This is a genomic window from Thermomonas sp. XSG (assembly GCF_014678725.1).
Lineage (GTDB): Bacteria > Pseudomonadota > Gammaproteobacteria > Xanthomonadales > Xanthomonadaceae > Thermomonas.
On the sequence record NZ_CP061497.1, the window covers coordinates 2,266,300 to 2,291,168 of the forward strand.

The following is a 24,869-nucleotide window of genomic DNA, read 5'->3' on the forward strand; positions in this document are numbered from 1 at the left end:
CACCTCAGTCCACCGCGACCGCGTGCAGGATCGCCTTGGCCAGGCTGGCGGCCGGGGTGTCGGCATCCGCCACCAGCCGGTGCTCGGCCACCGCCGGGAACAGCGCCTGCACATCCTCGGGCACCACGTGGCCGCGGCCCAGCAGCAGCGCATGCGCGCGCGCCGCGCGCAGCAGCGCCAGCCCCGCACGCGGCGACAGGCCCACCCGTACGCCGGGCTGCTGGCGGCTGCGCGCGATCAGCGCCTGCACGTAATCCAGCAGCGGCTCGGCGGCATGCACCTGCGGCACCGCGCGGCGCAGCGCGAGGATGCGCGGCGCGTCCAGCACCGGCGCTATGTTCGCGATCAGTTCGCGGCGGTCGCTGCCGGCCAGCAGCGCGCGTTCCGCCGCCGCATCGGGATAGCCCAGCGCCAGCCGCAGCAGGAAGCGATCCAGCTGCGAATCCGGCAGCGGGTAGGTGCCGGACAGATCGACTGGGTTCTGGGTGGCGATCACCAGGAACGGATCGGGCAGGGCGCGGGTCTGGCCGTCGATGCTGACCTGGTGTTCGGCCATCGCCTCCAGCAGCGCGCTCTGGGTGCGAGGCGGCGCACGGTTGATCTCGTCGGCCAGCAGCACGTGGGTGAATACCGGGCCGGGATGGAACTCGAAGCGCCGCGCCTGCGCCTCGTACACCGATACGCCGAGGATGTCGGACGGCAGCAGGTCGGAAGTGAACTGCACGCGGGCGAAGTCCAGCCCCAGCGTCGCGGCCAGCGCGTGGGCCAGGGTGGTCTTGCCGAGCCCGGGCAGGTCCTCGATCAGCAGGTGGCCGCCGGCCAGCAGGGCGACGAAGGCCAGCCGCACCTGCACCGGTTTGCCCAGCACCAGGGTGTTCACCTGCGCCTGCGCCTCGCGCAGGGCTTGCTGCAGCTCATCGGTTAGCATCGGCGCCGGTACCGGGATCGCGGACATGTCGTTGGGCATCGGTTCTCGGAAGTGGCAACGAGTGTAGCGAGGACGCCCGGAAATGCAGGATGCGGTAAGCGCGACGGCGCGGCGCGGGTTCATCGCCGGCTGGCTGCTGCTGTGCGCGCTCAAGCTGGCACTGGCGGTGCAGCTGCCGCTGTTCGTCGACGAGGCCTTCTACTGGCAGGAGGGTCAGCATCCGGCCTGGGCCTATTCCGACCTGCCGGCACTGACCGCGTGGCTGGCGCGGCTGGGCGTGGAAGTGTTCGGCCAGCATGCGCTGGGGCTGCGGCTGCCGTTCCTGCTGATCGGCGCGGCGCTCCCGTGGCTGGTGGTGCGGATGGCCGCGCGCGAATTCGGCGCGAACACCGGCTGGCAGGCCGGACTGCTCGCCCTGCTGCTGCCGCTGGCCGGCAGCCTGGGCCTGCTGGCGCTGCCGGACGTGCCGATGCTGCTGGCCACGCTGCTCTGCCTCGACGCCGGATTGCGGCTGTTGCGCCGGGTCGATGTCCTGGGGGCGGGCGAACTTGCGCTGGGCCTGCTGCTGGGCGGGTTGACCCATTACCGCTTCGTCGCGGTGATCGCGGTGGGTTTTGCCGGGTTGTTGATGCTGCGCGACGGGCACCAAGCGTTGCGGCATCGCGCACCGTGGGTGGCGGTTGCGATCGGCGCGCTGGCCTGGCTGCCGCTGCTGCTGTGGAACCTGCGCAACGCCGATGCCGGCCTGCGCTTCCAGCTGGTGGACAGGCATCCCTGGCATTTCGGCGGCGACGGCCTGCTGCTGGGCCTGCTGCAGCTGTTGCCGGCCACGCCGCTGCTGCTGGCGGCGATGGCGTTGGCCGCCTGGCGCGGCATGCGCGAGCCGCGTCCCGCCGCGCGCTACCTGGCGCTGTGCGGCGGCGGCATCGTGCTGGGCTTCCTGCTGCTGGGGTTCTTCGCCGACCGCGAACGGGTCAGCTTCCACTGGCCGCTGCCCGGCTTCGTCGCGCTGCTGCCGCTGCTGCCGGCGGCGCTGGCCGGCTGGCCGCGCGGCTGGCGCGTCGCCACCCTGGCCACCGCGGCGGCCGGCCTGGTGCTGGTGCTGGGCTTCTTCCTCATGGCCTCGGTGCCGGCGTGGCGCGAACAGACCGCGGGGCACCGCCTGTATCCGGCCAATTTCGCAGGCTGGAGCGCGCTGGCGGAGGCGGTGCGCGGCGAACGTGCCGCCATGCCGGCCGGGACGCGGCTGCTGGCCGGCAATTTCAAGATCGGCGCGGAGCTCGGGTTCCTGCTCGACGATCCGCGCATCGCCGTGCTCGACCATCCGCTCAACCACCACCACGGCCGCGCGCCGCAGCTGGCGCTGTGGGGGCTGCAGCACGACGGCGCCCGCGATGCGCCGATGCTGCTGGTGGTCGCCGCCACCGACGTGAAGTTCCGCGAGGAGCTGGCGTATTTCCAGCAGCTGTGCGGGCAGGTCGGCCCGCTGCCGCCGCCACGCGTGCTGAACATCGACCACGGCCGCCAGCGCTTCCTGCTGTTCGCATTGCCGGCGCAGCGCGGCGACGGGGCGTGCGTGACGCCGGCGCTGGCCAATATCGATGCGCCTGCAGCCGGCGCGCGGGTGGAGCGGCGGTTCAAGGTGTCGGCGTGGGCGGCCAAGGACGTGGTCGGCGTGCGCAGGGTGGAAGTACTGCTGGATGGGCGGGTGGTGGCCACCGCGCGCCGCGTGGGGGCCAATCCGTGGGTAGTCGATGATTTCCTGCAGGGCCGCTCGCGTGATCCGGCCGTGCCGCAGGTGCAGTTCGCCGCCGAGGTGGACGCCAGTGCGCTGCCGGCCGGCACGCACTGGCTGGGCCTGCGCGTGACCGGCGGCGACAGTGCGGTCGAGGACGGCCCCACACAACCTGTCCAGCTGCGTTGAGCCCGACGATGCACATCGCTTCCCGCCTTTCCCCGCTGCCCGTGGTCGCGCTGCCGCTGGCCCTGTGCCTGCTGCTGGCTGCCACCCTGCAATTGCATCTGCCGCTGATGCTGTGGGACCACATCGACCTGGTGCCGATCTACGACGCATGGCAGCGCGGTGCGCTTGCCGCCTCGCAGTTCTGGCGCATCCACGACGGCAGCCATTTCCATTCCGCCGCCTATGCGGTGCTGCTGGCCACCACCTGGCTGTCGGGTGGGCGGCCGTGGCTGGACTGCGTGGCCGGCTGGGCGTTTTACGCGCTGCTGGCGTGGACGCTGTGGCGGCTGGTCGGCAACGGCTGGCGTGGCGGCCGGGTGGCGCGCGGCTGGTGGTGGGCGATGCTGCTGCTGATCGCCCATCCCGGCCATCTCGCCAACCTGCAGTGGGGCTGGCAGGTGGCGGTATTCATCAGCCTGCTGGGGGCGGTGGCGCCGATCCACTGGCTGACGCTGGAACGCCCCACGCTGGTGCTGAACCTTGCTGGCGTGGTGCTGGCGATCGTCGGCGTGCTGGGGTTTTCCACCACCTTGGCGGTGTTCCCTGTGGCGCTGACGCTGGTGGCGCTGCGCGGCGAGTGGCCGTGGTCGCGGCGCATCGCTTTTGCACTGCCATGGCTGCTGGCCGGCGGCGGCCTGGTGGCATGGTTGCTGGCGGCGCGCGGACAGTCGGTGACGCTGCCCGGCGCCGGCGTGCTGGCGCTGTACGCGCTCAATTACCTTGGCGGCGGGGTGCTGCGGTTCGCCGAGGACGTGGCGCCGTGGTGGACGCTGTTGGCCCTGCTGCTGGCGATCCCCGCCGCCGGGCGCTGCTACCGGCAGGCGCAGGCGCGGCCATGGCTGGCGCTGATGGCGTTCGCGCTGGGCTGCGCCCTGCTCACCGCGCTGGGGCGCGCCGGCAGCTTCGGCACGGACCACGCATTCGTGACCCGGTACGCCAGTTTCGCGCTGCTGTTCTGGATCGGGTGGCTGGGGCTGATGGTGCTGGCCTGGGGCGATGCCGGCAGGGCGTGGCGCCGGCAGCGGCCCCTGTTGCTGCTCACGCTGCTGTTCGCGGCGGTGAACGGCGCGCATCTGGCGAAGAAGGCCTCGACTACGCACCAGCGCGCAGTTGCGTATGCCACGCAGATCCGCACTGGCTGGCCGGCGTTGGACGACACCCTGCTGACGCAGGCATATGGCGACCGCGCCGATGCCGCACGGCAGCGTCTGGTGCTGCTCCGCCGCTGGGGCTTCGCGCCGTTCGACCATGCCGCCGGCGAGTGACGGCGCGCGCTCAGGGCAGGGTAAAACCCGCCTGCCGCAGCAGCGCGCAGGTGGCGATCAATGGCAGTCCGATCAGCGCGGTCGGGTCGCGGTTGTCGATGGACTCGAACAGGGTGATGCCCAGTCCTTCCGACTTGAAGCTGCCGGCGCAGTCGAACGGCTGTTCGGCATCCACGTAGCGCTCGATCTCGGCGTCGGTCAACGCGCGGAAACGCACTTCGGTGAGGTCGATGGCGGCAAGCGCGCGGCCGTCGGCATGGGCAAGGCACAGCGCGGTATGGAAATGCACCACGTCGCCGGACATCGCCCGCAGCTGGGCGATGGCGGCGTCACGGCCGCCCGGCTTGCCCAGCGCCTTGCCGCCGAGATCGGCAACCTGATCCGAGCCCAGTACCCAGCCGTCATCGCCCAGCGCCTGCGCCACCGCCTGCGCCTTGGCTTCGGCAAGACGCGTGGCCAGCGCCAGCGGCGATTCGCCGGGCAGGGCGGTTTCGTCCACCTCCGGGCGCGCGACGTCGAACGGCAGGCGCAGCCGTTCCAGCAGTTCGCGACGGTAGCGCGAGGTCGAGGCGAGGGTCAGGCGGGGCATCGGTCAGACCGCTCCGGCGCGGGCGCGATCCACCCGCTGCAGCTGCCGCTCGATGCTGGCGCGGGCGGCGTCCAGCGCATCGCGCACGCCGTGCAGCTGCTCCAGGCTGGCGCGCTCGGCGTTGTCCTGCAGCCACAGCCGCTGCCGCAGCAGCTCCTGCATGGCCGCGCGCACCGGGTTCTCGTCGCTGCCGGCGACCGCCTCGATCTCGGCGCGCGCCGCGCGCAGGCGGGATTCCAGCGCATCCGCGGCGTCGAGCAGCTGGGAGATCGCCTGCTGTCTACGGCGGCTGCCGCGGCGTATCCGCAGCGTCAGCAAGGCGGCGGCGCCAGCGAGCGCGAGGAGGAGCAATGGCAGGAGGATTCCCATCCGCGCAGTCTGCGCGAGCCCGCCCGGGCCCGCAAACGGGCGAGGATTCCTGGCGCGGCGCGCCTTTGGTGGATTTGACACGGGCATGAGCGCCGCGTAGCATTTTGCGGCTTATGTCCGAACAGCCGACAAGCCGGGTGCCCGAAGTCTTGGATGCTTGGCGCATGGTGGCGGCGCGGCGCGAGTTCGAGGGCAGGATCCCGCTGGCGGCGATGACCCGGCTGCGCGGCAGCCTGGTCGATGCCGAAGGCGAGGTTCGCTACCTGTTGGCCTTCGATACCGACAGCCTGAAGGTGCCCTACGTCGAGCTGCGGATCGATGCGGAGCTGCCGCTGGAATGCCAGCGCGGCCTGCAGCGGTTCCTGCAGCCGATGCAGATGGTGCAGCGGCTGGGGTTGATCCGCGACGAGGCCGACGAAGCGGCCCTGCCGCCGGAGTACGAACCGCTGCTGGTGCCCGCCGACGGCATGCTGCGGCCGGCCGAGCTGGTCGAGGACGAATTGATTCTGGCGTTGCCGGTCGTGCCGGTGTCGCCCGATGCCGAGGAAGTCGAGCGCGATTTCGCGCCGACTTCGGAGGAGGCCGCCCAGGCCAACCCGTTCGCGGCGTTGTCCGGGTGGAAGAAGGAATAGTGCGATAATCGCCGCATCGCGCGTCACATACGTTTTTCTTGGAGTTGTCCCATGGCCGTCCAGAAGTCCCGCGTTTCCCCGTCCCGCCGCGGCATGCGTCGCGCCCACGACGCCCTGTCCGCCAAGCAGCTGGCCACCGATCCGACCAGCGGCGAGACCCACCTGCGCCACCACGTGACCGCCGACGGCTACTACCGTGGCAAGCAGGTCATCGTGCCGAAGACCAAGGTGGCTGACGAGGAGTGATCCGTCGGCCGCAAGGCCGGCGTCACGAAGCACCACGCCCGGCCGCGCCCCATGGCGCGGCCGTTGGCGTTTCTGCGCCTGCAATCCCGGTGGCGGCGGCCCCGGCGGTGGCCTCGGCCGCGCCCGCGCCCCGCATCGGCTAATCTTGTCCGCTTGATCAGGGGAGTTGCCGTCCGCATGAGCCAGACCGAAAGCCGCATCTACGCCCGCATCGCCGGCACCGGCAGCTACCTGCCCGAGAAGGTGCTGACCAACGACGACCTGGCGAAGATGGTGGACACCAGCGACGAGTGGATCGCCGCACGCACCGGCATCCGCGAGCGCCACGTGGCGGCGGAAGGCCAGACCACCAGCGACCTTGGCTACCAGGCCGCGTTGCGCGCGCTGGAGGCCGCCGGTGTCGCCGCGGCGGACATCGACCTGATCGTGGTCGGCACCACCACCCCGGACCTGATCTTCCCGTCCACCGCCTGCCTGATCCAGCACAAGCTGGGCGTCGCCGGCTGCCCGGCATTCGACGTCAACGCGGCCTGCTCCGGCTTCATCTACGGGCTGACCATCGCCGACAAGTTCATCCGCTCGGGCGCGGCCAAGACCGCGCTGGTGATCGGCGCGGAAACCCTGACCCGCATGCTGGACTGGAACGACCGCGGCACCTGCGTGCTGTTCGGCGACGGTGCCGGCGCGGTGGTACTCAAGGCCGATACCGACACCGGCATCCTCAGCACCCACATGCATGCCGATGGCAGCAAGGCGGAACTGCTGTGGAACCCGGTGGGCGTTTCGGCGGGCTTCAAGCCGGAAGAGCAGAACGCCGGCGTGCGGGTGATGATGGCCGGCAACGAGGTGTTCAAGCACGCGGTGAAGGCGCTGGACTCGGTGGTCGAGGAAGCGCTGGAATCGAACGGGCTGGACCGCACCGCGCTGGACTGGCTGGTGCCGCACCAGGCCAACCTGCGCATCATCGAAGCCACCGCCAAGCGCCTGGCCATGCCGATGGACCGGGTGATCGTGACCGTGGACAGGCACGGCAACACCTCCTCCGGCTCGGTGCCGCTGGCGCTGGACGAGGCGGTGCGCTCGGGCCGGGTGCAGCGTGGCCAGCTGGTGCTGCTGGAAGCGTTCGGCGGCGGTTTCACCTGGGGCTCGGCACTGCTGCGCTATTGAACCCGGCCGGGCGGGGCGGCGCTTCCTCCCCCGCCCTCATCGCCGGCGGGCGTCTGCGAGCATACGCCGCGGTACAGACAGGCTAGAGCAATTGCTCGTATCATGCCCGCCCCATCGCAGGGCTCCGTCCTGCGCCCCCTCTGCACGGTTTGCATAGCGTGAGCGAAGCCATCCAATCCAATCCGGTCGCCCTGGTGTTTCCCGGCCAGGGCTCGCAGGCGGTCGGCATGCTGGCCGAGCTGGCCGAACTGCACCCTGTCTTGAAGGCCACGTTCCAGGAGGCCTCCGAAGGCGCCGGCGTGGACCTGTGGGCGCTGTCGCAGGGCGGCCCCGAGGAAATGCTGAACCGCACCGAATACACCCAGCCGGCGCTGCTGGCCGCGGGCGTGGCGGTGTGGCGGCTGTGGAGCGAGCAGGGCGGCACGATGCCGTCGGTGCTGGCCGGCCACAGCCTGGGCGAATACACCGCGCTGGTCGCCGCGGGCGCATTGTCGCTGCAGGACGGGGCGCATCTGGTGCGCATCCGCGGCCAGTTGATGCAGGACGCCGCGCCTGCCGGTACCGGTGCCATGGCGGCCGTGCTGGGTGCGGAGGATGCGCTGGTCGAAGCCGTCTGCGCGGAGGCTTCGGGCGCGCAGGTGGTGGTGCCCGCCAACTACAACTCGCCGGGTCAGATCGTGATCGGTGGCGACGCCGCGGCGGTGGACCGCGCGCTGGCGCTGCTGCAGGAGAAAGGCGTACGCAAGGCGGTGAAGCTGGCGGTCAGCGTGCCGTCGCATACCCCGATGATGCGCGAGGCCGCCAACCGGCTGGCGCAGACCATGGCCGGGATGGAATGGAAGCTGCCGGCGTTGCCGGTGGTGCAGAACGTGGATGCCCGTGCGCACGACAGCGTCGACGCGATCCGCGAGGCGCTGGTGCGCCAGCTCTACCTGCCGGTGCAGTGGACCGGCTGCGTGCAGGCGCTGGCCGCGCGCGGGGTCACCCGGATCGCCGAGTGCGGCCCGGGCAAGGTGCTGACCGGTCTGGTCAAGCGCATCGACAAATCGCTCGACGCCCGCGCGTTGGGTACTCCGGCCGAATTCGCCGGCGCCATCGAGGAATGGAATTCATGAGCGAGTTGTTGCTGAAGGGCGAGGTTGCGCTGGTCACCGGCGCATCGCGCGGGATCGGCGCGGCGATTGCCGACGAGCTGGCGGCACTGGGCGCGACCGTCATCGGCACCGCCACCAGCGATGCCGGTGCGCAGGCGATCGGCGAACGGCTGGCCGCGCGCGGTGGCCACGGCCGCCGGCTCGACGTCAACGAGGCCGGCGCGATCGAGGCGCTGGTGGACGCCGTGTCCACCGAGTTCGGCGCAATCTCCATCCTGGTCAACAACGCCGGCATCACCCGCGACAACCTGCTGATGCGGATGAAGGACGAGGACTGGCAGGCCATCCTCGATACCAACCTGACCAGCGTGTACCGCGCGTCGAAAGCGGTGCTGCGCGGGATGATGAAGGCGCGCAAGGGCCGCATCGTCAACATCGCCTCGGTGATCGGCGTGACCGGCAACGCCGGCCAAGCCAACTACGCCGCGGCCAAGGCCGGGATCATCGCGTTCAGCAAGTCGCTGGCCAAGGAGATCGGCTCGCGCGGGATCACCGTGAACGTGGTCGCGCCGGGCTTCATCGCCACCGACATGACCGCCGACCTGCCGGAGGCCGCGAAGGAGGCGATGCTGGGACAGATCGCGCTTGGGCGCCTGGGCGAACCGGCCGACATCGCCCGCGCGGTGGCTTTCCTCGCGGGTCCGTCGGCGGCCTACATCACCGGCGAGACCCTGCACGTCAACGGCGGCATGTACATGCCGTGATTTCCAGCCGGGCGGCCTGACTTCCTGTCGCCCGGGTTTACCGTACACTTCACCACTGAACGACCCGATTTCCGGGAGGAGCAACCCACATGAGCAACATCGAAGAGCGCGTCAAGAAGATCGTCGTCGAGCAACTGGGCGTCAAGGAAGAAGAAGTCACCAACAGCGCGTCGTTCGTCGACGATCTGGGCGCTGACTCGCTGGACACCGTGGAGCTGGTGATGGCGCTCGAGGAAGAGTTCGAGTGCGAGATCCCGGACGAGGACGCGGAAAAGATCAGCACCGTGCAGGCTGCGATCGACTACATCAAGGCCCACGTCAAGGCGTAAGCCCGGCGTCCGCCAGCTGTACCCCGGGGGCCGCGCATGCGGCCCCCTGTGTTTGCATCGAACGTAACGAGAAGCGTGGAGGAGAAGGCGATGGGCAAGCGACGCGTGGTGGTCACGGGCATGGGCATCGTCTCGCCGCTGGGCCACGACCTGGCCGGCAACTGGGATGGCATCGTCAACGGCCGCTCCGGCATCGGCATGGTGGAAGGCTTCGATGCCAGCACCTACCCGACCCGCATCGCCGGCGAGATCCGCGACTTCGACGTCACCCGCTGGGTGAACGTGAAGGATGCGAAGAAGATGGACCACTTCATCCACTACGGCATCGCCGCCTCGCTGATGGCGAAGGACGATGCCGGGCTGGAAGTGACCGAGGCCAATGCCGAGCGCATCGGTGCGCTGATCGGCGCGGGCATCGGCGGGATCTGGGGCATCGAGGAAACCGCCATCAAGCTGCACGAGGGCGGGGTGCGCAAGATCAGCCCGTTCTACATCCCCAGCACCATCATCAACATGCTCCCTGGCCAGCTCTCGCTGATGACCGGGATCAAGGGGCCGACCTTCTCGGCGGTCTCCGCCTGTGCCACCTCGAACCACAGCATCGGCATGGCGATGCGCATGATCCAGTACGGCGACGCCGACGTGATGTTCGCCGGCGGTGCCGAGCGCGGCAGCTCGCCGACCTCGATGGGCGGCTTCTGCGCGATGAAGGCGATGAGCACCCGCAACGACGATCCCGCCCGCGCCTCGCGCCCGTGGGACGCCGGCCGCGACGGCTTCGTGCTGGGCGATGGCGCCGGCGTGCTGGTGCTGGAGGAGTACGAGCACGCCAAGGCCCGCGGTGCCCGCATCTACTGCGAGCTGGCCGGCTTCGGTGCGACTTCCGATGCCTTCCACATGACCGCACCCAGCGAGAACGGCGAGGGGCCCGCGCGCTGCATGGCGATGGCCTTCCGTGACGCCGGCATCAACCCGGAGGACGTGGGTTACCTCAACGCGCACGGCACCAGCACCCCGCTCGGCGACGTGGCCGAGACGCTGGCGATCAAGCGTGCGCTGGGCGACCACGCCTACAAGACGATGGTCAGCTCGACCAAGTCCATGACCGGCCACCTGCTAGGTGCCGCCGGCGGGGTGGAGGCGATCTATTCGATCAAGGCGCTGCAGACCGGCATCATCCCGCCCACCATCAACCTGGAAACCCCGGGTGAGGGCTGCGACCTGGACTACGTACCGAACGTGGCGCGCGAGGCGAAGATCGACGTGGTGGTGTCCAACGGCTTCGGTTTCGGTGGCACCAACGGCACGCTGGTGTTCAAGCGGATCTGACGCCCATGCCCTCCTTTGCACGGCAGGGGAGGGCCGGGGAGGGTGCACTTCACCAATGACTGCCGCCACCCTGCCTGCCGACATCGACCTGCTCGACCTGCACCGGCTCGACCCGGCGCGCTACCCGGTGCTGCTGGAGTCCAGCGCCACCGGCGCGCACGGTCGTCGTGACCTGCTGCTGGCCCACGCCGGCGAGGGCTTCGCCCTGCATCGCGATGGAGTGGCGCGCACGCTGTCGGGCGAAGCGCTCGCAGGCGGGTTCTTCGACGTGCTCGACCGGCAATGGCGGGCGGCCGCGACCGGCGCCGGTCTGCCGTTGGCCGGCGGCTGGGCGCTGCTGCTGGGATACGAGCTTGCGGCGCAGGTGGAGCCGGTGCTGGCGCTGCCGCAGGCGGCGGGCGGGCTGCCCGTGGCCATCGCGCTGCGCTGTCCGGCGGTGGTCCTGCGTGATCGCAGCAGCGGCGGGCTCCGGGCTGCCGCCGAGGCCGGCTTCGAGGCATGGCTCCCGCGCATCCAAGCGGACATCGAACGGGCGCGTGCCCTGCCGCCGCTGCCGGCATGGGCGCCGCCGATCCGCATCGACGAAGACGAGCCCCGGCGCTATCTCGATGGGGTGGCGCGTGTGCTGGACTACCTCGCCGCCGGCGATGTGTTCCAGGCCAACCTCTCGCGCGGTTGGGAAGCCGGGTTCGCGGGCCCGTTGGATCCGGCCGCGCTGTTCCAGCGCCTGCGCCAGCACAATCCGGCGCCGTTCGCGGGGCTGTTCCACAGTGGGTGGGGCAGCGTGGTCAGCGCTTCGCCGGAGCGGTTGCTGTCGGTACGCGCGGGCGTTGCCGAAACCCGCCCGATCGCCGGCACCCGCGCACGCTTCCCCGGCGACGACGATGCCGCGCGCATCCGCGAGCTGGTGGGCCATCCCAAGGAGCGCGCTGAACACGTCATGCTGCTGGACTTGGAGCGCAACGACCTCGGCCGCGTGTGCGCGCCGGGCAGCGTGCAGGTGGACGAGCTGATGACGGTGGAAAGCTATGCGCATGTCCACCACATCGTCAGCAACGTGCGTGGCCAGCTGCGCGCGGAGGTGACGCCGGGGCAGGCGCTGGCCGCGCTGTTCCCCGGCGGCACGATCACGGGTTGCCCGAAGGTGCGCTGCATGCAGATCGTGGCCGAGCTGGAAGGCGTGGGCCGCGGCGCCTACACCGGCGCGATGGGTTGGCTGGGGCACGACGGCGACATGGACCTGAACATCCTGATCCGCAGTGCCGAGGTGGAGGGCGACACCCTGCGCTTCCGCACCGGCGCCGGCATCGTGATCGACTCCGATCCGCACCGCGAGCTGGAGGAAACCCGCGCCAAGGCACGCGGCATGCTGCGGGCGCTGGGGGTCGAGTGATGAACGCCATGGCATCCGCGGCGTTCGTCGGGCTTGCGCGCGTGGACGGCGTTTCCGTCGCCAATCGCGGCCTTGCCTACGGCGACGGCGTGTTCGAAACCATGCGCGTGCATGACGGCGAACTGCCGCTGTGGCCGGGCCATCTCGCGCGGCTGCGCGAAGGCGCGCAACGGCTTGGCATCGGCTTGCCCGATCCGGCCTTCATCGAGGCATGCATCGACGAGATGATTGACGGCGCCGATGCAGGCGTGATCAAGCTGCTGCTCACCCGGGGCGACGGTGGCCGCGGCTATGCGCCGCCGGTCGATGCGCAGCCGGCGTGGACATTGGCGCTGTATCCGCTGCCGCCGATCGCCAGCGGCGGCCTGTGCCTGCATGCCTGTGACACACGGTTGGCGATCCAGCCCGCGCTGGCCGGCATCAAGCACTGCAATCGCCTTGAACAGGTGCTTGCGCGCGCCGAAGCCGAGCGCGCCGGTTGCGACGAAGGGCTGATGCGGGACACCGAAGGCCGCGTGGTCTGTGCCACTGCCGCCAACCTGCTGGCGCATCGTAATGGCCGCTGGCTGACGCCGCCGGTTGCCCGCTGCGGCGTGGCCGGGGTGCTGCGCGGCTGGCTGCTGGCGCAGGGACTGGTAGAGGAGGCCGAACTGGCGCCAGGTGAGGTGGAGGACGCCGCCGCACTGGCGCTCTGCAACGCCGTGCGCGGTATCCTGCCGGTCTCCCTGCTGGGCGCGCGCAACTGGGCGGCGCACCCGGCGCTGACCGAACTGCAGGCGCGACTGGCGATGGCCTATCCAATGTTTTCCAATCCTGCGGTGGGCGCATGAAGGCGCGTCGGCCGCTGCTGATCCTGCTGCTGGCCGTGCTGGCGGTGGCGGCGTGGTACTGGGACCGTTTACGCACCTTCGCCGAGGCGCCGTTGCCCGGCATCCAGGCGGACGCCGGGCTGGTGGTCGCGCGCGGCGACAACCTGGACAAGGTGCTGCGCAAGCTGCAGGCGCAGGGCGTGGACACCGGCGACCGCCTGTACTGGCAGCTGCTGGCGCGCCAGACCGGTGCCGCCGGCCGGCTGCAGGTGGGCGAATACGCGCTGCGGGAGGACACCTCGCCGCGGGCGCTGCTGCAGGCGATGCGCGACGGCAAGGTGGTGCGGCGCATGTTCACCATCATCGAAGGCTGGAACATCCGCGACCTGCGGGCGGCGCTGCGCAAGGCGCCGCTGCTGGAGCAGAAGACCGCGCAGATGGATGACGCTGCGCTGATGGCGGCGCTGGGCCATGCCGGCCAGCATCCGGAGGGCCGCTTCCTGCCCGAAACCTATGCCTGGGTACGCGGCGACTCCGACCTCGACATCCTCAAGCGCGCCTACGCCGACATGGACAAGGCGCTGGATCTGGCGTGGAAATCGCGCGCACCGGACCTGCCGCTGGACAACCGCGACCAGGCGCTGACGCTGGCCTCGATCGTCGAGAAGGAAACCGGGATCGCCGAGGAGCGGCCGGCCATCGCCGGCGTGTTCGTGCGCCGGCTGAAGACCGGCATGCGCCTGCAGACCGATCCCACCGTGATCTACGGCATGGGCTCCAGCTACACCGGCAATATCCGCCGCAGCGACCTGACCACCGATACGCCCTACAACACCTACACCCGCGACGGCCTGCCGCCGACGCCCATCGCCATGCCCGGCAAGGCGGCGCTGCAGGCGGCCACGCATCCGGCGCCGGGCGATGCGCTGTATTTCGTCGCGGTGGGCGATGGCAGCGGGCGGCATGTGTTCAGCGCCTCGCTGGACGCACACAACAGCGCGGTGCGCGGCTACGTGCAGCGCTACCGCGCGCAGCGCCAGGCCGAGCGTGAAGGAGCCACGCCGAAGTGACGATGCTGCAATCGAAGCCGCGTCTGCTGACCATCGAAGGCGGCGAGGGTGCGGGCAAGAGCACCGTGCTGTCGGCGCTTCGCGACGCCCTGCTGGCCGATGGCTGCGAAGTGGTCTGCACCCGCGAGCCGGGCGGCACGCCGCTGGCCGAGCGCATCCGCGGCCTGCTACTGGACACCGGCGACGAACCGGTGCATCCGCATACCGAACTGCTGCTGATGTTCGCCGCGCGCGCGCAGCACGTGCAGCGGGTAGTGCTGCCGGCGCTGGCGCGCGGCGCGTGGGTGATTTCCGATCGCTTCACCGATTCCAGCTACGCCTACCAGGGCGCGGCGCGGGGCATGGATGAAGGCTTCATCGCCGAACTCGAGCGGCGCGCGGTCGGCATCGAGCCCGGCCTGACCCTGCTGCTGGACCTGGGCGTGGCGCACGCGCGCGAACGCACCCGCGGGCGCGACCTGTTGGGCGGCGCTTCGCCGGACCGCATCGAGCGCGAGCGCGACGACTTCTTCGAGCGCGTACGCGAAGGTTTCCTGGCGCGTGCGACAGCGCATCCGCAGCGCATCCGCGTGCTCGATGCCAGCCCGGACGCCGCCACCGTCGCCGCCGCCGCGCTGGCGGTGCTGGCCGACTACCGCAAGGCGCTGGCATGAATCTTCCACCGCTCTCGGCCTGGCAGCAGCGCGCCTACACGCAGGCGGCGGCCGCCATCGAAGCCGGGCACTTCGGCCACGCAACGCTGATCACCGGGCCGGCGCTGATCGGCAAGCGCCTGCTCGCCGAACACCTGGCCCGACGCGTGCTGTGCCTGTCGCCGCGCCCCGATGGCGAGGCCTGCGGCGCCTGCAGGAGTTGCGCGCTGTTCGCCTCGCGCGCGCAGATGGAAACGCCGGAAGTCCGCCCGGACGGCACGCCGGCGCACCCGTGGGGGCATAGCGCACATCCGGACCTGCGCTTCCTTGGTTTCGAAATCAACCACAAGACCGGCAAGCCGCGCAGCGAGATCGTCATCGAGCAGATCCGTGCGCTGTCGGAAAAAATGGGCATGACCGCGCAGCTCGGCGGTGCGCAGGTGGTGATCGTCGACCCCTGCGATGCGATCAACTGGAGCGCCTTCAACGCGCTGTTGAAGACGCTGGAAGAGCCGCAACCCGGGCGTTACCTGTGGCTGCTGGCATCCAGCCCGGCGCGGTTGCCCGCCACCATCCGCAGCCGTTGCCAGCGGTTGGAGCTGCGCTTGCCGCCGCGCGACGAGGCCCTGCAGTGGCTGCGCCAGCGAGGCCACCCGGAAGCTCTGGCCAGCGAGGCGCTGGATGCCGCGCGCGGACACCCGGGGCTGGCCGATGCGTGGGCATCGGGGGATGGCCTGGCGCTGCGCCGTGACGCGGTCAAGGACGCGCAGGCGCTGATGCGCGGGCAGGCCGAGGCGAGCGAGGTCGCCCAGCGTTGGGTGGCCGACGGACGCGCCGCGGAACGTTTGGGTCATCTGGCAGAGTTCGCGCTGCGCGAGGCGGCGGGCTTGACCGATCCGGCCGCAACCCGCACGCTGGCCGCGCGCTTCGACGCGGCTAACCGCGCCCGCGAGCTGCTGCACACCACGGTGCGCGCGGATCTGGCGGTGGCGGAAGCGCTGCTGGCATGGCGCTGAGGCTTGGGACAGGCAACTGACAGGGAACGGGGAATGAGCAATCCGACCGGTGGGGCGAGGCAGGGCATCCTGTCGCTGGCGATCAAGGACAAGGCGGCGCTGTACAACGCCTACATGCCCTTCATCCGCCAGGGCGGCATCTTCGTGCCCACCGCGCGCCGCTACTTCATCGGCGATGAGGTGTTCCTGCTGCTGACCCTGCCGGATTCCTCCGAGCGCCTGCCGGTTGCCGGCAAGGTGGTATGGGTGACGCCCACCGGCGCGCAGGGCAACCGTGCCGCCGGCATCGGCGTGCAGTTCGCCGATACCGCGGAAGGGGAAGCGGTGCGCGGCAAGATCGAAACCACCCTGGCCGGCACCCTCAACGCGGACCAGCCAACGCAAACGATGTAACTGCGGCTTCGGTTGGATGAACGGCGTGGCTGCCCCACTGCGCTGAAGAACGCCCCTGATGACGGCGCATGCTTGCCTGCGGAAACGCGAGGCCGTGCGTGCAGTCCAGTCCCGCATGCCCTCACTGGTCCGCGTCCGGTCCGGCTTCATCGCTACCCGGGGCGTTTCGTCGCAGACAGGTTGACGACGGCTGGCTGTTCGCGCTGTACTATTTCTAATAGTACAGATAGGACGGTGCGTCGATGGCCCGAACCAGCCCCCTGATGATCCAGGTCGCCACCGGCGATCCGCGCCCGATCGGCCGCCAGATCGTCGATGCCGTGCGCATGAAGATCGCCACCGGCGAGCTCACGCACGGCAACCAGCTGCCCAGTGTCCGCGGGCTTGCCCAGCAGCTGATGATCAATCCGAATACCGTCGCCAAGGCCTATGCCGAGCTGACCACCGAGGGTTGGCTGGAATCGCGCCAGGGCACGGGCCTGTTCGTCGCCGCACCCCGCCAGCGATTGTCCGACGCCGAGCGGGACCGCCGCCTGGACGATGCCGTCGGCCGCTTCGTCAACGACGTGATTCCGCTGGGCTTTGCAGCCGACGAGGTGCAGGCGCGGGTCGCCGACGCCTTCGAACTGCTGGTGCCCCGCAAGACCGCCTGACCCCCGCCATCGCCGCCGTGGGGCCGTCCGTCTGCGCCCAGCGCAGGGGGACAGCGATCCGCGGATCGGCCGGCCCATCCGGATATGCCCACATGCCCAACGATTCCATCATCGAAACCCGTGCGCTGTCCAAGCGCTACGGACGCAAGCTGGCGCTGGACCGGCTTGACCTCGCGATTCCCCGCGGCCGGGTCCACGCCATCGTCGGCGCCAACGGCGCAGGCAAGTCCACGTTGTTCCGCATCCTGCTGGGCTTCATGCCGCCCAGCGCGGGCGAAGCGCGCATCCTCGGCAAGGACAGCCAGCAGCTGACGCCGCAGGACCGCGCCCGGATCGGCTTCGTCAACGAAGAACACACCCTGCCGGGATGGATGCGGGTGTCGCAGGTGGTGGCGATGCAGCGCCACCAGTACGGTCGCTGGAACCAGCAGGTGTTCGACGGCGTGATCGGCCACTACCACGTGCTGCCGGAGCAGAAGGTCGGCCAGCTTTCGCGTGGCGAGCGCGCCGGCTTCAACCTCGCGCTGGCGCTGGCCCAGAAACCCGAGCTGCTGGTGCTGGACGAGCCGACGCTGGGCCTGGACGTGGTGGCCAAGCGCGCCTTCCTGGAGTCGCTGCTGTACAGCAACGCCGCCGACGACTGCACGGTGATCTATTGCTCGCACCAGATGGAGGAGATCGAGCGGGTTGCCGACAACCTCATCATCCTCGAGCGCGGGCAGCTGCGGCACATGTCGGCCCCGGAGGAGTTCACCGCGCGCGTGAGCCACTGGGTGGCCGACGTGCCGTTCAAGGGCCCCGATCCGCGCACCGTGCCGGGCCTGCTCGAAGTGCAGCGCCTCGACGGACTGCACCACTACCTGGTGCTGGACCAGGACCACGCGTTCGAACAGTTCCTGCGCGCCAGCGGCGCACGCACGGTGCAGTCGATGCCGGTCAGCCTGGACCGCGCCGTCAACGCCTTTCTCGCCAAGCACCATGCCGCCCCGGCCGCGGCCTGAGGACACCGACATGACCGATCTCTTCAAGAGCGAACTGCTGCGCTTCCGCCTGTGGACCGCCGCAGCCGCGCTGGTCCACGCTGGCCTGCTCGGCTTCCTGACCCGCCTCGTCGATCTGGCCCAGCAGCCGCTGCAGGTCTACCAGATCTTCGGCATCAGCTACGCCGTGATCGGCACGCTGCTCGGCCTGTACCAGATGGGCAGCTATCGCAGGCCGAACCAGTGGCTGAGCCTGCTGCACCGGCCGTTGCACCGGCTGCGCATCGCCGGCGCGCTGGGCGGCGCGGCGGCCGCTCTGCTGCTGGCGGCCATCGCACTGCCGATCGCGCTGGTCGCGCTGTACCAGGACACGCTGACCGCGCGCGTGGTGGACCTGCGCCACTGGCTGCTGCCGCTGTCGGCGTGGCTGGTCGGACTGGTGGGCTACGCGGCCGGCAGCTATGCGATGGTCGCCAACCGCCGGCACTCGTTCGCGGTGGTGGTGTTGCCGGTCCTGCTGATGTTCACGCAGGCCTCCGGGCTCGCGCTGCTGGCGGTGGAACTGACCCTGCTTGCAGCGCTGGCCGGGCTGCTGGCGCTGGTGTTCCGTCCGGATCCGGTGGCGATGCCGCGCAGTTTCGCCGCCGCCGCCGCGACCGCGCTGCCGGTGCAGGCGGGTGCGTACTTCCTGATCTGGATGCTGGGGTTCGGTGTCGAAATGGGCTGGACGATAGCCGGCACCCATCCGCTCAACATGCCGGTGCCACCGACCGGTGGCTACATCGAGGCCGATCGCGCCGAAGGCAAGGAGATCCTGCTGCTGGGCCTGGCAGGCAGTCGCGATCCCGAGGCCGCGCTGTGGCGCGAGCAGATCGCGCTGTCGGACGTGGTCACGCGCTATCCGCTGCGTGGCCTGCCGAAGCGCGGTGAGCTGGGCAACGTCGCGCCGATGGAGTTCGACGACGGCGAGCGCCACCTGCGCTGGGTGTTCAGCCACGACCGCATGCGCTTCACCGGTTACGGCACGCGGGACGGACGTGCGCGCGGCGAGCTTGGCGTGGGCGACAATCTGGCCGCGTTCCCCGCGCCGACCCTGCAGTACGCCGGCGGCTACCTGTTCAACGCCAATGCGGCCTACCAGTACGACAGCGGGCAGCAGCGCATCTTCGAGCGCGTGCGCCTGCCGCAGGGCGAGGTGATGGCCAGCCCGCCCGAGCCGGCCGGTGACAACCTGCTGGCGCTCAGCGACCGCGCCGCCTACTTCTATCCGGGCCGCGAGGCGAGCAACGGGGTGGACCTGCTGCAGCCGCTGCTGCGCGTGCCGATGCCGGGCGCGGTGGGCAATCTCAGCCGGGTGGACATGATCGAACTGCTGGACGGCTACCTGGTGTCGTTCACCTACACTTGGGGCGCGTGGTCTGGAGAGCTCCAGCATCCGTTCCAGCAGGTGGTGCGGGTGGACGGCAACGGGCAGGTGCGCGAAGTGGCCCGCCGCACGCTCAACCTCGACCTGCCGGTGGCCTACACCACGCGTATCTGGTGGCTGTCACCGGTGCTGCGCACGCTGTGCCTGGGCGCGCAGGAACTGTACGCCGGTCGCGATCCGCTGCGCGCCGACCCGCAGCCGGTGCCGCGCGCGATGGTCTGGCTGGCTCTGGTGTCCTGTGGGTTGTCGCTGCTCGGTGCGCTCTGGCTGGCTGCGCGCCTGCAGCTGTCCAGGCGGCAGCGCTGGTTGTGGGTGGTGCTTTGCGGAGCTGTCGGGGTGCCGGCGCTGGCCAGCCTGTGGCTGATGGTGCCGCCGAGGGAAACATTGCCGGTCGCACCGACTGCGCATCCGCAGCCTGCCACCGCCTGATCGCAGGCACCGCCGGAGAACCGAGATGACGAAATTCCGTACCTGCGGGATGCTGACCCTGCTCGCGCTGGTGTTCCTCGCAGCGGGTGTTGCCGCTGCGGGCGAGCCGACCGCCGCCAACGCGCTGCGCGCCGCCGTCGCCGTCCAGCGCGCATTGCCGCGCGCGCCGCAACTGCCGCGTACCGACTTCCTCGACGCCCGCGCCTTGTCGGCGGTGACGCTGTCACCCGCCGGCGATTTCGTGGCGTGGCTGCGTGAGCACGGCGAATCGCGCAGCTTGGTGCTGCTGCCCACTGCCGGTGGCAAGGCGCGGATATTGGTGGGGCGCACCCAGGCACGCCAGCTGCTCTGGTCGCGCGACGGGCGCTGGCTGTTCCTGCGCGCTCCGGATTCGCTGTCCACTGTGTCGGCCGAAGGTCGTGCCGGCGTGCGCGTGCCGCTGGGCGGGGCGGAGCAGCGGCAGCTGATGAAGGTGGATCCTTCGCGGCCTGCGGCGGTGCTGATGCGCGAGCGCATCGGCGCCGGCGGCAACGAGCGCTGGCGCATCGTGCGCATGGACGTGGGTGGAAAGCGCAGCGTGCTGCGCGAGGACCCGCGCTGGGTGCATGACGTTGCGCTGGATGCCGCTGGGAGGATCGTTGCGCTGGCGCGTTTCGAGGGCGACCACGATGCGCTGCATCGCGTACGGCCCGATGGCGCGCTGCGCGAAGTGCTGCGCCTGCGGCCGATGGAGCGGGTCGGCCTGCTGGCCGTCCTGCCCGCCGGTGGGCTGCTGTTGGAGGGCAATCCGGGTGGCGATTTCCGCCGCGTATTGCGACTGGATGCGGACGACCGCCTGCACACCCTGCACGAGGACCCGCGCGGTGAAGCCGATCTGGATGAGGTGGTGCTCGATCCGCGTACCTCGCTGCCGCTGGCGGCGAGCTATCGCAGCACCGTGGCCGCCACTTACGGCATCGGCGCTGCCGCGCCGGTGGTGGCCGCCATCGCACGGCGTTTACCGGGCCGCGACATCGCCGTGCAGGCGGGCAGCGCCGCTTCGTCGCCGTGGCTGGTGTCGGAACGCGCAGCGACCTTGCGTGATCCACGCTGGTACCTGTTCGATCCCCGCGGCGGCGGCCTTCGCCGCATCCTCGACGAGCCGGTGCGGAACGCGCATCCGCCGTCGGAGGCTCGGCTCGCGCGCAAGCTCGCTGTGTCCTACCTCGCTTCCGATGGCCTGCGCGTGCATGGCTTCCTGCTGCTGCCGCCCGGCGTGGATCCGGCGCGGGCGCCGCTGATCGCCCAGGTGCACGGCGGGCCGATCAACCACTTCCGCCCCGGCTTCGACGGCGTGGCGCAGTTCCTCGCCAACCGCGGTTACGTGGTGTTCCAGTCGAACTTCCGCGGCTCCACCGGTCATGGCCGCGCCTACACGTTCGCGTCGAACGGCGATTACGGCAACGGCCGCGTCCAGCAGGACATCGAGGAGGGCGTGCGCTGGCTGCTGGCCCGCGGCATCGGCGACGCGCAGCGCGTCGGCATCGTCGGCCATTCCTTCGGCGGCTATTCCGCGCTGCTGGGGCTGACCTTCCAGCCGGAGCTGTTCAAGGTGGGCGTGGCCGGCGCGCCGCCCGCCGACCTGGGCTGGGCGATGCGCTGGCTGCTCGCATCCGGGGAACAGGGCGACCTGCCGGACCGCTCGCTGCAGCAGACGCTGCGCGCGCTGTCGCTGGATGCCGGCGACCCGGCGACCTTCGCACGCCTGCATGCGCAGTCGCCGCTGGCGAACGCGTCGAAGATGCGCCGCCCGCTGCTGGTGATGGCCGGCGGCGCTGATCGCACGGTGGCGATCCGCGAGGTGACGCACTACGTCGCAACGCTGAAGGCGCAGGGCAGCCCGGTCACGTTGCTGGTGGAGCCGGGCGGCGGGCATTCGCCGCTAGCGCCGGTCGCGCGCGAAGCCTATCTGTTCGCGATGGAGACGATGCTGCAGCGTCACCTCGGTGGGCCGGAACCGGATCCGCCGGGCCAGCGCCTGCGCGCCTACCTGCGTGGGAACCTGCGGCTGGCCGGGCCGGAGTTTACGGGCTTCGCGAACAGGCCCGCGCGCTAGCGGGTCACTTCAACCGCTCCAGCCGGCCCTTGCGTTTGACGATGTTCTTGTAGTCCCACTGGATGTCGCGTGCCTTGCCCAGCCAGCGGTGCAGGGCCGCGATGTCCACCTCGGCGACGGAGCCGTAGCGCGCCTCGGCGGCCTTGAAGCTGCCCTCGGGTTGCAGGCCGGGCTCATCGAAGGATTGCCCGCTCCAGAACAACAGGCGGATGCAGGATTTCAGCTTGCTGTAGCCGGCGACCGGGTTGCCGTCGAGGAACCAGACCGGATGCGCGTGCCAGACCTTGTTCCCGGCTTCTGGCAATGCGCGGTCGATCTCGTTGGCGAGCAGGTCGCAGATCGCCCGGTCGTCCGGCGACTGCGCATCGTTGTAGGTGCGTGTGTCGGGATGCATGGCGGCTCCGTCGATGCGTCGGCAGCCGCCACTGTAGCCCTCAGGCCACCGGCTCGCGCAGCACCGGGTGGTCCCAGCCGGCACGCGGCGCGAAGCGGTTGCCGTACTTCGCCTGCAGCGCCTGCAGCCGCGCCAGCAGCGCGTCGGCGCCGGCGGCGCGGATGTGCTGGATCGGGCCGCCGCGGAACGGTGCGAAGCCGGTGCCGAAGATCACGCCGGCATCGAGGAGGTCGGCATCGCTGACCACGCCGTTGTGCAGGCAGGCCACGGCTTCGTTGAGCAGCGGCAGGATGAGGCGGTCTTCCAGGTCGTCGGGCGCGACAAAGCCGGCCGGCAGCTCGGGTTTGACCGCCTTGCCGTTTTCCCACTTGTAGAGGCCCTGGCCGTCCTTCTTGCCGCGCTTGCCGGCTTCGACCGTCGCCAGCGCTGCCGGCACGTCCAGACCAAGGAAGGGTGCCAGTTCGCGACCGACGCTGGCGGCCACGTCCAGACCCACGGTGTCGAGCAGTTCGATCGGTCCCATCGGCATGCCGAAGCGGGTGGCCGCCTTGTCGATGGCCGGGCCGGGGATACCCTCGGCATAGGCGGTCGCGGCTTCGAGCATGTACGGGAACAGCACGCGGTTGACCAAGAAGCCCGGCGTGCCCGCCACCGGCACCGGGAACTTGCCCAGCGCCTTGCAGAAAGCCGCCAAGCGTCGTTCCGTGTCGGCGGCCATCCCGTCGTGGCGGATGATCTCCACCAGCGGCATCTGCGCCACCGGGTTGAAGTAGTGCAGGCCGGCGAACTGTGCCGGGCGCGCGATGTGCGGGCGCAGTTCGTCCAGCGGGATCGACGAGGTGTTGGTGGTCAGCAGCGCGTCCGCCTTCATGCGCGGTTCCACCGACTGGTACAGGTCGCGCTTGGCGTCCGGGTTTTCGATGATGGCTTCGATGACGAGGTCGGCCTCGGCCACGCCGGCGCCGTCCAGGTCGGACTTCAGCCGTGCCGCCACCGCCGGGCGTTTGCTCTCGTCCTTGACCTTCTTCTCGAACAGGGCCTGCGCGCGCTGCAGGGCGCCGTCGATGAAGCGCTGCTCGCGGTCCTGCAACGTCACCTCGAAGCCCTTGTAGGCGGCGAACGCGGCGATGTCGCCGCCCATCACGCCGGCACCGACCACGTGCACGCGGGCGATGCCGGGTTCGCCCTTGCCCAGCGCCTTCAGCCGCTCGGTCAGGAAGAAGATGCGGATCAGGTTGCGCGCGGTCGGGGTGCCGGCCAGCTTCACCACGGCGCGACGCTCGGCGTCGAGGCGCGCGCGGATACCTGCGCCGCCGCTGCGCTCCCAGGTCGAGATCAGCGCATAGGGCGCCGGATAGAACGCCTTCGGTGCCTTGCGCGCGACCTGCTTGGCCATCTGCGGCGCCAGCAGCTTGCGCGCGGGAAGGGTGTTGGTCAGCCAGCCCAGCGCGCGCTGCTTGAACGGACGCACCGTGCCCCTCAGCGCCAGCGTGGCGGCGGCGTCGATCAGCTGCGCCGGTTCCACCACCTTGTCCACCAGTCCGATCCCGCGCGCAGCCTTGGCCGACAACGCGCGGCCGGTCAGCATCATGTCCATAGCGGCCGGCGCGCCGACCAGCCGCGGCAGGCGGGCGCTGCCGCCCCAGCCGGGGAAGATGCCCAGCTGCACTTCCGGCAGGCCGATGCGGGTGGAAGCGTCGCTGCTGGCCACGCGGTAGCGGCAGGCCAGCGAGATCTCGGTGCCGCCCCCCATGCAGAAGCCGTGGATGGCGGCGACGGTGGGACAGGGCAGGCTGGCCAGCGTCTGGAACACGTCCTGGCCGCGGCGGATGGCGTCGTTGACGGTACCGCGGCGGTCGAACTCCTGGAACTCCTTGAGGTCGGCGCCGGCGATGAAGCCGCTGGCTTTGCCGGAGGCGATCACCAGCGCCTTGGGCGGTTCGATGGCGATGCGTTCCAGCGCATCGCCCAGCTCGATCAGGGCATCCTGCGAGAATGCGTTGACCGGTGCGTCGGCGCGGTCGAACCACAGCACCAGCACGCCGTCGTCGCGGCGCTGCGGCTTCCAGTGGCGAAGGCGGAGTCCGTCGAAACCGTTGGCGGAGGAGTCGGCCATGGGCGTGCCATCCGTGTGTCAGCAGGGAAGCAGCTATCGTAGCCCGCGAAAACTTGAATACTTGTCTAAATGCCTGCAAGTCCGGGGCAGGGCCGCGGAACTTCCGCGGCGGATCGCTGTCATAACGCCCGGAGGCGACCGGGCCCAACCATGAGGCCACGGCGCAGATGACGGAGGATCGGGTGTCGCAAGCGCTGGATCAGGACCTGGTGGCCCGCGTGCAGCGCGGCGATGCCGCAGCCTTCGATCTGCTGGTGCGTAAGTACCAGCATCGCGTGGCCGCGGTGATCTCTCGCTACGTGCATGACTGGGCGGAGGTGCAGGACGTGGCCCAGGACACCTTCATCCGTGCCTACCGCGCCATCGGCGGGTTCCGTGGCGATGCCCAGTTCCCCACCTGGCTGCACCGGATCGCGGTGAACACTGCCAAGAACCATCTCGCATCGCATGGCCGCCGGCCGCCGGGCGAGGACATCGAGATCGAGGATGCCGAGCAGTTCGAATCCGGCCTGCGCCTGCGCGACAACGACACCCCCGAACGCGAGCTGATGCGCCAGCAACTGGAACAAACGGTGCTGGCCGCGGTCGAAGCCCTGCCGCAGGACCTGCGCGATGCGATCACCCTCCGCGAGGTGGAAGGCATGAGTTACGAGGAGATCGCCGAACGCATGGGCTGCCCGATCGGCACGGTGCGCTCGCGCATCTTCCGCGCCCGCGAGGCCATTGACGCCCGCATGCGCCCCCTGCTGGACCAGGATGAACTCCCGAAGCGTTCGCACGCCTCATGA

General features: G+C 70.3%; 25 protein-coding genes. 20 read left to right on the forward strand and 5 right to left on the reverse strand.

Annotated elements, in window-relative coordinates:
- Nucleotides 1–4: 4 nt before the first annotated feature.
- Nucleotides 5–955, reverse strand: a complete 951-nt coding sequence (locus tag ICG51_RS10715; RefSeq protein ID WP_190280348.1) for an AAA family ATPase — start codon at nt 953–955, stop codon at nt 5–7.
- 55 nt (nt 956–1,010) lie between these two features.
- On the opposite strand from ICG51_RS10715, the gene ICG51_RS10720 reads away from it, so the two are divergent.
- A complete protein-coding gene (locus ICG51_RS10720) occupies nt 1,011–2,852 on the forward strand; it encodes a glycosyltransferase family 39 protein (protein WP_190280349.1) in 1,842 nt (613 codons plus the stop codon).
- Between the two features lie 8 nt (nt 2,853–2,860).
- Nucleotides 2,861–4,156 carry a hypothetical protein gene (locus ICG51_RS10725; protein ID WP_190280350.1) on the forward strand — a complete coding sequence of 432 codons (1,296 nt, stop codon included), beginning with the start codon at nt 2,861–2,863 and terminating at the stop codon, nt 4,154–4,156.
- Nucleotides 4,157–4,166: 10 nt separating this feature from the next.
- Here ICG51_RS10725 and ICG51_RS10730 read toward each other — a convergent pair whose 3' ends face one another.
- Nucleotides 4,167–4,745 (reverse strand): Maf family nucleotide pyrophosphatase, encoded by a 579-nt coding sequence (locus tag ICG51_RS10730; RefSeq protein WP_190280351.1) that lies wholly within the window; start codon nt 4,743–4,745, stop codon nt 4,167–4,169.
- Nucleotides 4,746–4,748: 3 nt separating this feature from the next.
- Nucleotides 4,749–5,114 (reverse strand): hypothetical protein, encoded by a 366-nt coding sequence (locus ICG51_RS10735; RefSeq protein WP_190280352.1) that lies wholly within the window; start codon nt 5,112–5,114, stop codon nt 4,749–4,751.
- A gap of 113 nt (nt 5,115–5,227) precedes the next feature.
- On the opposite strand from ICG51_RS10735, the gene ICG51_RS10740 reads away from it, so the two are divergent.
- The 17 genes from ICG51_RS10740 (at nt 5,228) to ICG51_RS10820 (ending at nt 21,571) form a co-directional block, all read left to right on the forward strand.
- A complete protein-coding gene (locus ICG51_RS10740) occupies nt 5,228–5,746 on the forward strand; it encodes a YceD family protein (protein ID WP_190280353.1) in 519 nt (172 codons plus the stop codon).
- Between the two features lie 51 nt (nt 5,747–5,797).
- Complete coding sequence (gene rpmF, locus ICG51_RS10745) at nt 5,798–5,992, forward strand: 50S ribosomal protein L32 (protein WP_028838440.1); 195 nt, start codon at nt 5,798–5,800, stop codon at nt 5,990–5,992.
- A gap of 177 nt (nt 5,993–6,169) precedes the next feature.
- Complete coding sequence (locus ICG51_RS10750; RefSeq protein WP_190280354.1) at nt 6,170–7,159, forward strand: beta-ketoacyl-ACP synthase III; 990 nt, start codon at nt 6,170–6,172, stop codon at nt 7,157–7,159.
- 170 nt (nt 7,160–7,329) lie between these two features.
- Nucleotides 7,330–8,274: an ACP S-malonyltransferase gene (gene fabD, locus ICG51_RS10755; protein ID WP_190282449.1), complete on the forward strand. Its 945-nt coding sequence runs from the start codon at nt 7,330–7,332 to the stop codon at nt 8,272–8,274.
- Nucleotides 8,271–9,017 (forward strand): 3-oxoacyl-ACP reductase FabG, encoded by a 747-nt coding sequence (gene fabG / locus ICG51_RS10760; RefSeq protein WP_190280355.1) that lies wholly within the window; start codon nt 8,271–8,273, stop codon nt 9,015–9,017. Before fabD ends, fabG begins: the two co-directional genes overlap by 4 nt.
- An 89-nt stretch (nt 9,018–9,106) precedes the next feature.
- A complete protein-coding gene (gene acpP / locus ICG51_RS10765) occupies nt 9,107–9,346 on the forward strand; it encodes an acyl carrier protein (protein ID WP_190280356.1) in 240 nt (79 codons plus the stop codon).
- 90 nt (nt 9,347–9,436) lie between these two features.
- The gene (fabF, locus tag ICG51_RS10770; RefSeq protein WP_190280357.1) at nt 9,437–10,675 is read left to right on the forward strand and encodes a beta-ketoacyl-ACP synthase II; all 1,239 of its coding nucleotides are present in this window, start codon (nt 9,437–9,439) and stop codon (nt 10,673–10,675) included.
- A gap of 55 nt (nt 10,676–10,730) precedes the next feature.
- On the forward strand, nt 10,731–12,068 hold the full coding sequence (locus ICG51_RS10775; protein ID WP_190280358.1) for an aminodeoxychorismate synthase component I: 1,338 nt from the start codon (nt 10,731–10,733) through the stop codon (nt 12,066–12,068).
- Complete coding sequence (gene pabC / locus ICG51_RS10780; protein WP_223809431.1) at nt 12,068–12,898, forward strand: aminodeoxychorismate lyase; 831 nt, start codon at nt 12,068–12,070, stop codon at nt 12,896–12,898. Before ICG51_RS10775 ends, pabC begins: the two co-directional genes overlap by 1 nt.
- Nucleotides 12,895–13,947 (forward strand): endolytic transglycosylase MltG, encoded by a 1,053-nt coding sequence (gene mltG / locus ICG51_RS10785; RefSeq protein WP_190280359.1) that lies wholly within the window; start codon nt 12,895–12,897, stop codon nt 13,945–13,947. Before pabC ends, mltG begins: the two co-directional genes overlap by 4 nt.
- Before the next feature lie 2 nt (nt 13,948–13,949).
- On the forward strand, nt 13,950–14,600 hold the full coding sequence (gene tmk / locus ICG51_RS10790; RefSeq protein WP_190280360.1) for a dTMP kinase: 651 nt from the start codon (nt 13,950–13,952) through the stop codon (nt 14,598–14,600).
- Nucleotides 14,597–15,595, forward strand: a complete 999-nt coding sequence (locus ICG51_RS10795) for a DNA polymerase III subunit delta' (protein ID WP_190280361.1) — start codon at nt 14,597–14,599, stop codon at nt 15,593–15,595. Before tmk ends, ICG51_RS10795 begins: the two co-directional genes overlap by 4 nt.
- Nucleotides 15,596–15,628: 33 nt before the next feature.
- Nucleotides 15,629–15,988 (forward strand): PilZ domain-containing protein, encoded by a 360-nt coding sequence (locus ICG51_RS10800; protein WP_190280362.1) that lies wholly within the window; start codon nt 15,629–15,631, stop codon nt 15,986–15,988.
- 242 nt (nt 15,989–16,230) lie between these two features.
- The gene (locus tag ICG51_RS10805; protein WP_223809432.1) at nt 16,231–16,641 is read left to right on the forward strand and encodes a GntR family transcriptional regulator; all 411 of its coding nucleotides are present in this window, start codon (nt 16,231–16,233) and stop codon (nt 16,639–16,641) included.
- A gap of 92 nt (nt 16,642–16,733) precedes the next feature.
- Nucleotides 16,734–17,642 carry an ATP-binding cassette domain-containing protein gene (locus ICG51_RS10810; protein WP_190280365.1) on the forward strand — a complete coding sequence of 303 codons (909 nt, stop codon included), beginning with the start codon at nt 16,734–16,736 and terminating at the stop codon, nt 17,640–17,642.
- A gap of 10 nt (nt 17,643–17,652) precedes the next feature.
- Nucleotides 17,653–19,476, forward strand: a complete 1,824-nt coding sequence (locus ICG51_RS10815) for a hypothetical protein (protein ID WP_190280367.1) — start codon at nt 17,653–17,655, stop codon at nt 19,474–19,476.
- 25 nt (nt 19,477–19,501) lie between these two features.
- The gene (locus ICG51_RS10820) at nt 19,502–21,571 is read left to right on the forward strand and encodes a prolyl oligopeptidase family serine peptidase (protein WP_190280368.1); all 2,070 of its coding nucleotides are present in this window, start codon (nt 19,502–19,504) and stop codon (nt 21,569–21,571) included.
- 4 nt (nt 21,572–21,575) lie between these two features.
- Here ICG51_RS10820 and ICG51_RS10825 read toward each other — a convergent pair whose 3' ends face one another.
- Both ICG51_RS10825 and ICG51_RS10830 read right to left on the reverse strand, forming a co-directional pair.
- Nucleotides 21,576–21,965 (reverse strand): DUF1801 domain-containing protein, encoded by a 390-nt coding sequence (locus tag ICG51_RS10825; protein ID WP_190280369.1) that lies wholly within the window; start codon nt 21,963–21,965, stop codon nt 21,576–21,578.
- 40 nt (nt 21,966–22,005) lie between these two features.
- On the reverse strand, nt 22,006–24,081 hold the full coding sequence (locus ICG51_RS10830) for a 3-hydroxyacyl-CoA dehydrogenase NAD-binding domain-containing protein (protein ID WP_190280371.1): 2,076 nt from the start codon (nt 24,079–24,081) through the stop codon (nt 22,006–22,008).
- Between the two features lie 167 nt (nt 24,082–24,248).
- Between ICG51_RS10830 and rpoE the strand changes: the two genes are divergently transcribed.
- Nucleotides 24,249–24,869: an RNA polymerase sigma factor RpoE gene (gene rpoE, locus ICG51_RS10835; protein WP_190280372.1), complete on the forward strand. Its 621-nt coding sequence runs from the start codon at nt 24,249–24,251 to the stop codon at nt 24,867–24,869.